This window comes from Pelomonas sp. CA6 (assembly GCF_022549225.1).
Classification (GTDB): Bacteria; Pseudomonadota; Gammaproteobacteria; order Burkholderiales; family Burkholderiaceae_C; genus Roseateles.
On record NZ_JAKZFD010000006.1, the window covers coordinates 164139 to 176961 of the forward strand.

Below are 12823 nucleotides of genomic sequence, written 5' to 3' on the forward strand. Positions count from 1 at the left end.
GCTTCGTCGGGGTGTAGCGCAGCCTGGTAGCGCAACTGCTTTGGGAGCAGTGGGTCGGACGTTCGAATCGTCTCACCCCGACCAACTAACTAACTGAGCCACAACGGTTTTCCGTTGTGGCTCTTTTCCTTGGTGGGCTGTCAACATCTAACCTACAGCCCACCATCTAACGGACTCACCGCATGGTGGTGGTACGGCGGAGCGCCTCGGTTCGGAGTTCGCCCAAGTGTCGCGCCACGGCGCATGACTTTTGGGGGAATCCCTAGGTTGCCGCAAGCGTCAGTTCGATGTCAGCCGGGGACAATCCGCGCTTACTTTTTGTTATGGCCACAACGGTGGCGCAGAGCGGGCCACAAGCCCGCCTTGTGCTGACTTCATAGGACAACTCCAACATGGCGATTCAGCAACTCAGCGAGGAACAGGTCCGCACCTGGACGCGCGCGCAGAAAGACGAATGGTGGTTCAAGAATGTGTTCCGGGGTGACATGGCGCAGCTGTCGCTGCGCTCCGGCTTCACAGGCTTCATCCTCGGCGGCGTGCTGGCCGCGACCTCGCTGTACATCGGCGGCAAGACCGGCATCAGCGTCGGTGTCGGCCTGACCTCGGTGATCCTGGCGTTCGCGCTGTTCCGCATCCTGCACGGCATGGGCGCGGCCTCGGACTACACCATCCTGGAAAACAACTGCACCCAGTCCATCGCCACCGCGGCGGGCTATGTGGTGTCGCCGCTGTTCTCCAGCCTGGCCGCCTACATGCTGATCACCGGCCACATCGTGCCCTGGTGGCAGATGATGCTGTGGATGGTTGTGATCTCCATCCTCGGCGTGCTGGTGGCCTTCCCGATGAAGCGCCGCTTCATCAACGAGGACCAACTGCCCTTCCCCGAAGGGCGCGCCTGCGGCGTGGTGCTGGACTCGCTGTACAACGGCCAGGGCGGCGACGGCATGTACAAGGCCCGCCTGCTGGCCAAGGTGGCGGGCCTCGCCGCCCTGTACCAGGCCGTCATCAGCGACGGCTGGATGAAGCTGCTGCAGTTCAAGGTCCTGCGCATGGACCAGTGGGCGGGGCTGAAGCAGCCCTGGCATTTCTCCGAGCGCCTGGACCAGTACTACTACGAGTGGGCCGTGAAGGCCGACCTGTGGATCCCCAAGATCCTGGGCACCGACTTCCGCGCGCTGGGCCTGCGCCTGACGCTGGACGCCGCGATGATCGGCGTCGGCGGCCTGATGGGCATCGTCGTCGCCAGCAGCTGTCTGCTGGGCGCCTTCATCAACTTCGCCGTGCTGGCGCCGATGATGATCCAGGCCGGCGACATCGTGCAGCGCGTCGCGCCCAATGGCGCGGTGGTGCCGATCTCGCGCGCCGAGATCGTCAACCAGTGGTCCATGTGGTGGGGCGTGGCGATGATGGTGGCGGGTTCGCTGACCACGCTGCTGGCCAAGCCCGAGCTCTTCACCAGCGCCTTCAAGTCGCTCAAGGGCCGCAAGAAGGGCGCCGCCGCGCCGGGCCAGGACCTGTTGGCCAACATCGAGGTGCCGCTGTGGGTGTCCTACATCGGCGTGCCGGTGTTCAGCGTGCTGGGCGCGTGGATCACGCATGCCTTCTTCGGCGTGCCCATGCTGCTGGCGCTGGTGTCGCTGCCGCTGATCTTCGTGTTGACGGTGATCTGCACCAACTCCATGGCGCTGACCTCGTGGACGCCGACCGGTTCGCTGTCCAAGATCACCCAGTTCACCATGGGCGCGATCGACCGCAGCAACCCGGCCAGCAACCTGCTGCCGGCCGGCATGACCGCCGAAATCGCCTCCAACGCGGCCAACCTGCTGTCCGACATCAAGCCCGGCTACATGCTGGGCGGCAAGCCGCGCCACCAGGCGCTGGGCCACGTGATCGGCATCTGCGCCGGCGTGCTGGCCTGCGTGCCGCTGTACTTCCTGCTCTTCCTGCCGGCCGACGCCAACGGCGTGCGCTCCACCTCCACCATCATCTCCGAGCAGTTCGCGATGCCCGCGGCGCTGCAGTGGAAGGGCGTGGCGGAGATCATCGCCAAGGGCCTGCAGGGCCTGCCCAGCTCGGCCATCTGGGCCATGGGCTTCGCCGCCGTGGCGGCCGTGGTGATCGAGGTGCTGCGCATCGTCACCAAGGGCCGCTTCCCGCTGTCCTCGGTCTCCATCGGCCTGGGCGTGGTGCTGCCGCCCGAATCCACCTTTGCGATGTGGGTGGGTGCCATGCTGTTCTGGGTGCTGGGCAAGCGCAACAGCACGCCGGGCACCGCCGGCTACCGCCGCTGGGTGGAAGGCTGCGAGCCCATCTGCGCCGGCCTGATCTCCGGCGCCGCGCTGATGGGCATCGGCAACGCCATCGTCAACGTGCTGATCAACTGAGGCCTCGCGTCGGGCCGGGCGCCGAACCCGGCCACGACCAGGCCTCGTGGCACAATGCCGGCCTCCGTCGCCGCCCCGGGAGGGGAGGGGTTGGAGGCCTTTTCACAGGCCCTGTCTGCCCGTAGCTCAACTGGATAGAGCAGCTGCCTTCTAAGCAGCAGGTCGGGGGTTCGAGTCCCTCCGGGCAGGCCACTCCATCAGGCACGAGCAAGCCCTTGTCTTCATCGCGGCAGCCGCCGCGCCGCCGTCGGACCGGCGGCCTTGGGCTTGCGGCCGCGTTTCTTGCACGCTGGTAGCAGCTCGTTCAAAAAAGCCTGGAAGCCGGCGTCCTGGCGGGCCGCGCGATGGCGGCGCAGGGTGGGGGCATCGGGGAAGGGGGCCTCCACGCTGGCGCGGCCTGTGCTGGCCCGCGCCGCTCGCGAATCGTCAATGGCGCCGCCGGCCAGCCGGCAGCGCAGCTCCCACCAGTCGCCCTGGCTCCAGGCGCTCAGCGGGCCCTTGAGGCCCTGCGGGCGGCAGCGGCGCAGCTGGTAGACGAAGCGGCCCGCGCTCCAGCTGCAGTCTTTTCGAGGGGCAGGCCAGACCAGGCCGGGCGGGATGACGCCTTCGGCCTCGAGCTGGGCCTGGCTGCCCTGGTAGGCCCAGAACGCGAGCTGGTGCGGCCGGATGGAGACCCTCAGCTCGCGCGGCGGGGCCGTGTCCTCCGGGGCAGGGCCGGCCGCGCGGGGCGCCACGGGCGGCGCCTTGCGGGCGGGTGGGGGCGGAGAGCGGGATGGCATGGCGCCTGGGGACCGGATTTGCAACGATGATTGGCGGATAGCCATTGGAGATCATCGCCAATGCATATTCTTCATGTCATCGCACATCGCTAGTACGATTCCGCGATGAGCAAAGACTTGCCGCCCAGCCGCACGGCCGACCAGTTCGTGGTCCGTCTCCCCGACGGCATGCGCGACCGGATCGCGCAGGCGGCCAAGGCCAACAACCGTTCGATGAATGCCGAGATCGTGGCCCGTCTGCGGACCTCGTTCGAGCCCTCGCCGGCGCTGACGGCGCGCGAGAGCCCCCGTCTCGGGTCGGGCTGGCCGTCGGACCTGGCCGAGGGTGGCGCGACGCGCGCCGAGATGTCGGCCAGTGCGGCGGTGTGGATGCAGATCCGCGCGCTGGAGCGCAAGCGCTCGCTGCTCGAGGCGCAGGTGGCGCTGCACCGCGAGGCCATCGAGAAGGCGCACCAGGCCTACCGGGACGCCGATCCGGCCCAAGCCGATCTGAAGGCGCGGCTGTGGGACGCGGTCGCCGCGGCGGAGCAGCCGGTGGAAGCGGCGCACGCCGAGCTGCGGGCCCTGGGCACGCGGCTGAACGACCTCTACGACGCCGTGGGCGGCGCGGCCCCCGGGTCGCCTGCGGGCCGGTGACAGGTCTTGCCCCTGGGATGGAGGCCGTGACGACCTGGCTGATGCTGGGCGCGGCGGCGTTCGCGGCCGGCGTGCTCAATGCCGTGGCCGGCGGCGGCAGCTTCCTGACCCTGCCGGCGCTGGTCTTCGCGGGCGTGCCGCCGGTGGCGGCCAATGCCACCAGCGCGCTGGCGGTGAGCCCGGGTTATCTGGGCAGCACGCTGGGCTTTCGCGCCGAGCTGCGGGCGCTGCCGCGACGGCGGCTGATGCGCGAAAGCCTGCTGGCAGCACTGGGCGGCATCGCCGGTGGGCTGCTGCTGGTGTTCACGCCGGCGCGGCTGTTCGCCGGCATCGTGCCCTGGCTGCTGCTGTTCGCGACCGCGGTGTTCGCTGCCGGCCCGCTGCTGCTGCGCTGGCTGGGCGGGCCGGGCGCGGCGTCGCAGGAGGGCGGACCGCGCTGGCGCGAGCCGGCGTTGTTCCTGGTCGCGGTCTATGGCGGCTATTTCAACGGCGGGCTGGGCATCCTGCTGATGGCGCTGTATTCGGTGGCCGGCGAAACCCGTTTGAACACGATCAATGCGCTGAAGAACCTGAACTCGCTCGTGCTGTCGTGGCTGTCGGTGGCGACCTTCGTGCTGGCCGGTGCGATCGCCTGGCGCGAGGGGCTCTTGATGATGGTCGCCGCCACGCTGGGCGGCTATGTCGGCGCCCACCTGGCCCGGCGGCTGCCGGTGGCCTGGGTGCGCGCCGCGGTGATCGTGATCGGGCTGGCGATGAGCGTGGTGTTCTTCCGGCGCTGAAGGGGCGTGGCGGCGTGGGGCCTGGATGCCTCAGTGCCGGCCGTACTGTGTGGCGCCGAAGAGCACGTCGCGCGCCTTGTCGTCGGTCAGCGGCTTGCGCGCGTCGGCCAGCACCTGCAATCCGCGCTGCACCGCGGGACGCGCGGCGATCTCGTCGAACCAGCCTTTCAAGTGCGGATAGTCGGACAGCGCCACGCCCTGGTTCTTCCAGGAGCGCAGCCAGGGAAAGACCGCGATGTCGGCGATGCTGTACTCGCGTCCGCCCAGGTAGGTGCTGGCGGCCAGGCGCTTGTTGATCACGCCGTACAGACGCGCGGCCTCGTTGCTGTAGCGCTCGATCGCATAGGGCAACTTCTGCGGCGCATACAGGCGGAAGTGGTGGGCCTGGCCCAGCATGGGGCCGACGCTGCCCATCTGGAACATCAGCCATTGCAGCACCTCGTACTTGTCGCGCGTGCTGGCAGGCAGCAGCCGGCCGGTCTTGCCGGCCAGGTAGAGCAGGATGGCGCCGGACTCGAACAGCGTGATGGGCGCGCCATCCGGCCCGTCGGGATCGCGGATGGCGGGGATCTTGTTGTTGGGGCTGAGGGCGAGAAAGGCGGGGTCGAACTGCGCACCGCTGCCGATGTCCACGGGAATCACCCGGTAAGGAAGTTCACATTCCTCCAGCATGATGTGGACCTTGTGGCCGTTGGGGGTTGGCCATGAATACACTTCGATCATCGTGCGTCTCCGGGAGGGGCGGTCTCAAGAAACGAAGGGGCGCTCCGCGTGTCTCCGGGCTCCCGTGGGGGCCTGACGCGACGCGGCGGGTCTGGGGCGCGCTCAAGGCATCCGGTTCAACTGGCCTCATGGTACTGAAACAACTCAAACAATGGTTCACCGTGCGCGCGAACGCGGCACGCTGGCGGGCATTCGCGGACTGGGCCGATCAACGCAAGGGAAGCTTCCGGATGGCGCGCGATGGCGCCGGTTTCGTGGTCGAGCTCAGCCAGGGTCTGCCGGGCCAGGTGCGCATCGAATGGGGACCGTCGCAGCGCAGCTATATCGAAGGCCATGAGCTGCGCATGCGCTGCGAGATGCGGCTCAGCCACGAGCTGCAGATGATGGTGATCGAACGAGAGCTGATGGAGCGGCTGGAGCGCGAGGTCTTCGAGGCCTACACCGACACGCTGAAGACGCGCATCGACACCGACACGCCCGAGGAGATGCGCTGGCTGGTGATGTTCCCCAAGCTGCCGCAGATCGAGTCCAAGCTGCTGCGCGAGCGCTTCGGCGTGCTGGGCATCAACCGCGAGCTGTGCGCGAGCTGGCTGGAGCCGGCGCTGGCGGACAAGCTGGTGCAGGCCAGCCAGGACCTGGTGCCGGCCGGCCGGCCCTTCGTGTTGATGGGGCTGCGCGGCAACGCCTATCTGCGCACCGCGATGGCGGAGCCCGACCTGGACCAGGTCCAGGTCCTGTGCCGGCTGCTGGAGGCCGCGGCGCGCGCGCTGCAGAGCGCCAACCAGCGTCTGGGCGAGGGCGGGGTGTGGCCCACCACCACCTCGGTGGCCTGGCACAGCCGTCCGCCGGAAGGCGAGAACCCGACGCCGGTCTGAGGAGCGGGCCGCGCGCCTGCGGCCGCGGCGGGCTCAGGCCTTCTGGGCGAAGCTCCAGCCCAGCTCGGCCATCGGGCGGGCGCCCGCCGCCGCCTCGCGCGCCTGCGCGCTGGAGGCCGTGCCTTCCTCGACACGCTTGGCGATGCCTTGCAGGATGGCGGCGATGCGGAACAGGTTGTAGGCGAGGTAGAAGTTCCAGTCCTTCATCACCGCGGACGGATCGGCTCGGCCGGTGCGTTCGCAGTAGCGGCGCACATAGTCCAGCTCGGACGGGATGCCCAGCGCCGCCAGGTCCACGCCGCCCAGGCCGCGCGCCGCGCCGTTTTGGCGGATGTGCCAGGACATGCAGTGGTAGCTGAAGTCCGCGAGCGGATGACCCAGCGTGGAGAGCTCCCAGTCCAGCACGGCGAGCACGCGTGGCTCGCTGGGGTGGAAGACCAGGTTGTCCAGCCGGTAGTCGCCGTGCACGATGGAGACCTCGGACTCGTCGCGCGCCGACGCAGGGATGTGGGCCGGCAGCCATTCGATCAGCCGGTCCATCGCCTCGTTGGGGCCGGTGATGGAGGCCTGGTATTGGCGGCTCCAGCGGCCGATCTGGCGTTCGAAGTAGTTGCCCGGCTTGCCGTAGTTCTGCAAGCCCACGGCTTGCACGTCCACGCGGTGCAGCGCCGCGATGACGCGGTTCATCTCCTCGTAGAGGGCCGCACGCTGCGCCGGTGTCATGCCGGGCAGCGACTGGTCCCACAGCACGCGGCCCTGCACAAACTCCATCACGTAGAAGGCGCGGCCGATCACGGATTCGTCCTCGCACAGCGCCAGCATGCGCGGTACGGGCACCTCGCTGCCGGCCAGTGCCCGCATCACCGCGAACTCGCGCTCGATCGCATGCGCGGAGGGCAGCAGCTTGGCCACCGGCGCGGGCTTGGCGCGCATCACATAGGCCTTGTCCGGCGTGATGAGCTTGTAGGTCGGGTTGGACTGTCCGCCCTTGAACTGCTCGATGCGAAGCGGCCCGGCAAAGCCGTCGATGGCCTGGGCCAGCCAGGCGCCCAGGGCCTCGTGATCGATGGCCTGGGTGGGAGCACGGGTGCCGGTGAATGCGTCGTCCACGGGGTCTCCTAGAGTGTCGGGTCTGGACACCCCGGAGCCACGGCTCCGGGGCGGTTTATCGGTTGGCGATGGAGAGCAGCTTGTCCTTGCTGAGCACCACCAGGCGCGTGGGTTCCACGCGCACCGCGCCTTCGCGCTCGAAGCCCTTGAGCTCCTGGTTCACACGCTGGCGCGAGGCGCCCAGCATTTGCGCCAGGTCTTCCTGGGCCAGCTGCAGGCCGATGCGGATTTCCTCCTCGCCCTGCGGCACGCCGTAGCTGCGCGCCAGCAGCAGGATCTGCTTGGCCAGGCGCGAGGCCAGCGGCCGGGTGTTGAGGTCTTCCACCACGTCGAACATCAGGCGCAGGCGGCGGCAGTTCAGCCGCAGCAGGGCTTCGTACAGCTCGGTGTGTTTGTTCAGCAGCTCCTTGAAGTCGGGCTTGCGCACCACCAGCAGGGTGGTGTCGCCATGCGCGCTGGCATCGTGGGTGCGCGGCAGTCCGTCGAACAGCGAGATATCGCCGAACCAGGTGCCCGGCTCCACATAGGTCAGCGTGATCTGCTTGCCGGACAGCGAGACCGAGCTGACGCGCACCGCGCCGCGCGCCACGCCCACCCATTCCTCGGCCGGTTCGCCGCGACAGGTCAGCATGCCGCCGTCCGAAAGACGTCTGACAGTTGCACGCGCCAGAATGTCGCTGCGCAGCGGCAGTGACAGCTTGGAAAACCACGGCCCGGAATCGATGTTGTTGCGTTCAGAAATTGTAAGAACCGAACTATTCATGCTTTGTCTCTGGCGCGACAGGCCAGCAGTCTCCTGTTCCCGGCTATTGTGTACGACGCTGCCACCGCGGCCTGTAGGACGTCTGACGAGCCCACCCGGACCGCCGGCTGTTGCGTGCTGGCGCCAACCGCCCCGTTCGGGCGGTCGGTGTGCGAGGGTCGGACCGGGCAGGCATGCTAGAGTCAAATGCAAACAACAGTAACAGCGGGAATGAATCGAGCGTCTCTCGTGCGGAGCCCGGGTGTTCCGATGGCTTCGTGGGCCCTGACGGCCCTGGCCATTGCCGCCTGCTGGCCCTCAGAAGCGCAAGCTCTGGGCGCGGGGAGGGTGCAGACTCTGTCGGCGCTGGGGCAGCCGCTGAACCTGCTCTTGCCGGTGCAGCTGTCGGCCGGCGAATCGCTCAGCGCCGATTGCGTGCGCGCCGAGGTGCAGGTGGGCGAGACGCGCGTGGCGCCTCAAATGCTCAGCGTGCAGCTGGAAGGCGAAAGCGAAGAGCGCGTGCGCGCCATCCGCCTGCGCACCGCGTCGCCGATCGATGAGCCGCTGGTCCATGTGCAACTGGCGCTGGGCTGCCCGGCGCGCCTGACCCGCCAACTCACCGCGTTCATCGACCCGCCCGGCGGCGCCGGCCAGGAGCCCGAGGCCCAGGCCGAGGTGCGCGAGTTCTCGCCCGCGGTGCGTGCGGCGCTGGCCACCTCTCAGGCCAACCCCAAGACCTTGCTGGACCCGGCGCGCGAGGCCCCGGTGTCGGCGGGCACCTCCGTCGCCACCTCGTCTGGCGAAGGCTCGCCCGCGCGCCGTCCTGCAACCCGGCCGGCGGCCCGCACCGAGGCCGCCGCACCGGCGGTGCGCCGCAGCGCACCCAAGGCGGCGGCGCCCGCGCCAGCGCGTGAAAGCGCCAAGCTCTCGCTCGAGCAGCCGGAGGTGCTGCAGGAGCGCGCCGCGCTGATCGCCGCGGCGGCCAGCGCGACCGCCCTGGCCGAACAATCGCAACAGCAGCTGGCCACGATGGAGCGCCAGCTGGCGCGTTTGCAGGCCGACCAGGCCGCGGCGCAGAAGGCCATGCAGGCGCTGCGCAGCGAGCTGTCGGCCAATCGCGAGGTGCTGGCGCGCGGTGGCGACAACAGCCTGGTGGTGATCCTGCTGTCGGGCCTGTGCGTGGCGTTGGGCCTGTCCAGCTTCATGCTGTGGCGCAAGAGCCGCCTGCAGCGCGGCCAGTCGCCGTGGTGGGACAACGGGCAGAGGCCGACGCCCGCCGTCGCCGACGCCGATGCGCCGGCCAAGCCGGCCCGGCCCGCCGTCCGTTCCGCTGTTCGTCCGGTGCCCGCGCCGGTGGCGCCGGCTGCTGCGGTGCGCGCTCCGGCCGACGAGCAGACCATGGAGCTGCCCGGCCTGCTCGGCGACGCGACCGCGCTGCCGACCATGCCGTCCACCATGCCGCCGGATGCACCGCCGGCGCCCGTGCCGTTGCCGCACGAGGAGCCGGTGGGGTTGCAGCTGGTCGACACCACGCCCGCCGCGCTGCCGGCCGTGCTGCCACCGGCGGTCAACGCCGAGGTGAGCGTGGAGGAGTTGATCGACCTCGAACAGCAGGTCGATTTCTTCCTCGTGCTGGGCCAGGACGACGCGGCCATCGAACTGCTGTCCGACCGCCTGGGCCAGCGTGCCGAGGCCAGTGGCCTGCCCTATCTGCAGCTGCTGGAGCTGCACCAGGGCCGCGGCGACCGCGAGGCCTTCGAGCGCACCGCGGCGCGCTTCAGCAGCCGCTTTGGCGTGGCTGCGCCCGCCTGGAGCGCCGACCTCAACGGCAGCGAAGGCTTGGCCGCGCATCCGGACCTGGTGTCCATGCTGCAAGCGGTCTGGAGCGACAGCGCCGCCAGCATGGCGCTGCTGCAGCAGCTGCTGGCGCACAAGCGCGAAGGGGTGAAGGCGCTGGACCTGCCGTCCTACCGCGACCTGTTGATGTTGTACGCGGTGGCGCGGGACCGCTCCGAACACGAGGTGCGCGGTGAGGAGGTGGACCTCTTCCTGCCGCTGGACACCCAGCCGGGCCAGGACTTGATGGCCACCATGGTGTGGCAGGGGCCCGCGCCGGGCGCCGCGGCGGCGACGCCGACGGTGGACCTGGATCTGGACCTGTCGCTGGTCGAGCACGAACCGGTGCCGCCGCGCCAGCCCTTGCCCTGAGGCCGGGGCAGGCCGCGCGGAGTCAGAGCCGCTGCAGCAGCGCCAGCGCGCGGTCCAGGGTCTCGTCCTGCTTCGCGAAGCAGAAGCGCACCACGCGCGCGTCGCTGCCGCCGCTGTAGAAGGCCGACAGCGGGATCGCGGCGACGCCGCGCTCCTGCGTCAGCCAGCGGCAAAAAGCCAGGTCATCCAGCCGCGCCAGCGCGGGCGCCAGCGCGCCATAGTCCACGCACTGGAAGTAGCTGCCCTGGCAGGGCAGCAGGCGCAGCGGTGAGTCGGCCAGGCCGGCGCGGAAGCGGTCGCGCTTGCGCTGGTAGAAGGCTGGCAGATCCAGGTAAGGGCGGGCGTCCTGCAGGTAGGCGGCCAGCCCGTGCTGCATGGGCGTGTTCACGGTGAACACGTTGTACTGGTGGACCTTGCGGAACTCGGCGCTCAGCGCGGCCGGCGCGGCCACATAGCCGACCTTCCAGCCGGTCACATGGAAGGTCTTGCCGAAGCTGGAGACCACCAGGCTGCGCGGCGCCAGCGCGGGGTGGCCGGCGACGCTCAGGTGGGGCTGGCCGTCGAACACCATGTGCTCATAGACCTCGTCGCTGATCACGAGGATGGGGCTGCCGTCCAGCAGCTCGGCCAGCCGGTCCAGGTCCTCGCGGCACCAGGTCGTGCCGCTGGGGTTGTGCGGGCTGTTGATCATCAGAGCCCGGGTGCGCGGACTCAGCGCCGCACGCAGGCGCTCGAAGTCGGGGCGGAAGCTCTGCGCGTCCAGCGGCACCGGCTTCATCACCGCGCCAGCCAGCGCGATGCTGGCGGCGTAGCTGTCGTAGGCCGGCTCCAGCACCACCACCTCGTCGCCGGGCTGGGTGATGGCCAGCAGCGCCGTCAGCAGGGCCTGGGTGGCGCCGGCGGTGACGGTGATCTCGCGGTCGGCGTCGTAGTGGTGGCCATGCAGGGCCGCGATCTTGGCGGCGATGGCCTGGCGCAGCGCCGGCACGCCGGGCATGGGCGGGTACTGGTTGTGGCCGGCGCGCATGGCCTCGTGTACGGCCTCGACCAGCGCGGGGTCGCAGCCGAAGTCAGGGAAGCCCTGGCCCAGGTTCACGGCCTCGTGCTGCTGGGCCAGCGCGGACATCACGCTGAAGATGGTCGTGCCCACGCCGGGCAGGCGGCTGGGCGGGGCCGGGAGGGCGGCGGTGGCAGGGGCGGTGACGGGACGGTCCTCGAGCATGGTCGGGTGGCGGGTCGGGTCAGAGGTCGTAGTCGCTGGCCTCGCCGCTCATCGCGCGCTGCAGCAGCGCGCGGTCCAGGCGGTCGGAGAGCAGCTCGGCGAAGGCATAGACGTAGTTGCGCAGATAGGCGCCGCGCTTGAAGGCGATGCGGGCCAGGTTCTGCCCGAACAGATGGCCCAGCGGGCGCGAGACCAGCTCGCCGCCGGGCGCGTCCTCGCGCACCGCCATCTCGGCGACGATGCCCACGCCCAGGCCCAGCCGGACATAGGTCTTGATCACGTCGGAGTCGATCGCCTCGAGGATGATGTTGGGCTTGAGCTGGCGCTGCGCGAAGGCGCGGTCGATGCGTGTGCGGCCGGTGAAGCTGGGGTGGTAGGAGATCAGCGGTTCGGCGGCCAGCTGTTCCAGCGTCACATGGTCCACCTGGGCGAGCGCGTGTTCGCGCGGCATCACCAGCATGTGCTGCCATTCATAGCAGGGCAGGGTGACCAGCTCCTCGAACTGGCTGAGCGATTCGGTGGCCAGGCCCAGGTCGGCGCTTTCGTCGATCAGCATGCGCGCCACCTGGTCGGGGCTGCCCTGGTGCAGGCTGATGTTGACCTGCGGATGCAGGCGGCGCAGCTGGGCCACCGGGCCGGGCAGCACGTAGCGCGCCTGGGTGTGGGTGGTGGCGATGGACAGGGTGCCGACGTCCTGCTTGGAGTATTCCTCGCCGATGCGCTTGAGGTTGCCGACCTCGCGCATGATGATCTCGATGGACTTCAGCACCTCGCGTCCCGGTTCGGTGATCGCGCGCAGGCGTTTGCCGTGGCGGGAGAAGATGTCCACGCCCAGCTCTTCCTCCAGCTCCAGGATGGCCTTGGAGACGCCCGGCTGCGAGGTGAACAAGGCCTTCGCGGTTTCGGTGAGGTTGAGGTTGCGGCGCGCCGCCTCCTGCACGAAGCGGAACTGGTGGAGATTCATCGGCTCGGGCTCCCGGCGGCCGGCGCCGCGCTGATCAGGTCCTGCACCGCGGCGGCCATCGCGTCGATCACGCGCGCCTGCTCGCCGATCGCGTCATGCAGCAGCCATTGCACCTGCGGATGGCGCTCGGCGAGTTCCTGCACGCGCGGCGGCAGGTCGCGCCGCACATGGCCGCTGGCACCCAGGAACATGGGCAGGATGTGCACGCGCGTGCAGCCCTGTGTCAGCAGCGCCTGCGCGGCGGTGGCGAGGTCCGGCTGCATCAGTTCGAGGTAGGCCAAGGCCAGCGGGCGCTCCGGATGGGCGGCGCGCAGCCGCGCGGCGATGGCCTCGAAGGGGCGCGCCCAGTCCGGGTTGCGCGCGCCATGGGCAAAAAGAATCAGTCCGTCCATGCTTGTCCC

General features: G+C 69.7%; 12 protein-coding genes and 2 tRNA genes. 7 read left to right on the top strand and 7 right to left on the bottom strand.

The features are described from left to right. Positions 1 to 7: 7 nt before the first annotated feature. The 3 genes from LZ017_RS12120 (at position 8) to LZ017_RS12130 (ending at position 2576) form a co-directional block, all read left to right on the top strand. Positions 8 to 84 (top strand) — tRNA-Pro (locus LZ017_RS12120). 308 nt (positions 85 to 392) lie between these two features. Beyond that, positions 393 to 2384, top strand: coding sequence for an OPT family oligopeptide transporter (locus LZ017_RS12125; RefSeq protein ID WP_241397084.1), 1992 nt, complete (start codon positions 393 to 395; stop codon positions 2382 to 2384). A 115-nt stretch (positions 2385 to 2499) separates the two neighbouring features. Next, a tRNA-Arg gene (locus tag LZ017_RS12130) sits at positions 2500 to 2576 on the top strand. 29 nt (positions 2577 to 2605) lie between these two features. On the opposite strand, the gene LZ017_RS12135 is transcribed toward LZ017_RS12130, so the two are convergent. Further along, a complete protein-coding gene (locus LZ017_RS12135; protein ID WP_241397085.1) occupies positions 2606 to 3118 on the bottom strand; it encodes a hypothetical protein in 513 nt (170 codons plus the stop codon). A 150-nt stretch (positions 3119 to 3268) separates the two neighbouring features. On the opposite strand from LZ017_RS12135, the gene LZ017_RS22105 reads away from it, so the two are divergent. Then, positions 3269 to 3799, top strand: coding sequence for an Arc family DNA-binding protein (locus tag LZ017_RS22105; RefSeq protein WP_277604659.1), 531 nt, complete (start codon positions 3269 to 3271; stop codon positions 3797 to 3799). A gap of 41 nt (positions 3800 to 3840) precedes the next feature. Next, positions 3841 to 4578: a sulfite exporter TauE/SafE family protein gene (locus LZ017_RS12145; protein WP_241397201.1), complete on the top strand. Its 738-nt coding sequence runs from the start codon at positions 3841 to 3843 to the stop codon at positions 4576 to 4578. A 30-nt stretch (positions 4579 to 4608) separates the two neighbouring features. Here the strand turns inward: LZ017_RS12145 and LZ017_RS12150 are convergent, their stop codons facing one another. Beyond that, positions 4609 to 5301, bottom strand: a complete 693-nt coding sequence (locus LZ017_RS12150) for a glutathione binding-like protein (protein ID WP_241397086.1) — start codon at positions 5299 to 5301, stop codon at positions 4609 to 4611. A 128-nt stretch (positions 5302 to 5429) separates the two neighbouring features. Here LZ017_RS12150 and LZ017_RS12155 point away from each other — a divergent pair, with 128 nt between their 5' ends. Next, entirely contained in the window at positions 5430 to 6176 is a 747-nt protein-coding gene (locus LZ017_RS12155) for a hypothetical protein (RefSeq protein WP_241397087.1), read from the top strand. Positions 6177 to 6209: 33 nt separating this feature from the next. On the opposite strand, the gene LZ017_RS12160 is transcribed toward LZ017_RS12155, so the two are convergent. After that, positions 6210 to 7286 (bottom strand): phosphotransferase, encoded by a 1077-nt coding sequence (locus LZ017_RS12160; RefSeq protein WP_241397088.1) that lies wholly within the window; start codon positions 7284 to 7286, stop codon positions 6210 to 6212. 55 nt (positions 7287 to 7341) lie between these two features. Continuing rightward, positions 7342 to 8049 carry a Crp/Fnr family transcriptional regulator gene (locus LZ017_RS12165; RefSeq protein ID WP_241397089.1) on the bottom strand — a complete coding sequence of 236 codons (708 nt, stop codon included), beginning with the start codon at positions 8047 to 8049 and terminating at the stop codon, positions 7342 to 7344. Between the two features lie 327 nt (positions 8050 to 8376). On the opposite strand from LZ017_RS12165, the gene LZ017_RS12170 reads away from it, so the two are divergent. Next, complete coding sequence (locus LZ017_RS12170; RefSeq protein ID WP_241397090.1) at positions 8377 to 10236, top strand: hypothetical protein; 1860 nt, start codon at positions 8377 to 8379, stop codon at positions 10234 to 10236. 22 nt (positions 10237 to 10258) lie between these two features. Here the strand turns inward: LZ017_RS12170 and LZ017_RS12175 are convergent, their stop codons facing one another. From LZ017_RS12175 to LZ017_RS12185, 3 genes are read right to left on the bottom strand one after another with little or no spacing between them, the layout of a single operon-like run. Further along, positions 10259 to 11458 (bottom strand): pyridoxal phosphate-dependent aminotransferase, encoded by a 1200-nt coding sequence (locus tag LZ017_RS12175; protein ID WP_241397091.1) that lies wholly within the window; start codon positions 11456 to 11458, stop codon positions 10259 to 10261. 19 nt (positions 11459 to 11477) lie between these two features. Beyond that, positions 11478 to 12422 carry a CysB family HTH-type transcriptional regulator gene (locus tag LZ017_RS12180; RefSeq protein ID WP_241397092.1) on the bottom strand — a complete coding sequence of 315 codons (945 nt, stop codon included), beginning with the start codon at positions 12420 to 12422 and terminating at the stop codon, positions 11478 to 11480. Beyond that, positions 12419 to 12814 (bottom strand): CbiX/SirB N-terminal domain-containing protein, encoded by a 396-nt coding sequence (locus LZ017_RS12185; RefSeq protein WP_241397093.1) that lies wholly within the window; start codon positions 12812 to 12814, stop codon positions 12419 to 12421. Before LZ017_RS12185 ends, LZ017_RS12180 begins: the two co-directional genes overlap by 4 nt. Positions 12815 to 12823: the final 9 nt, after the last annotated feature.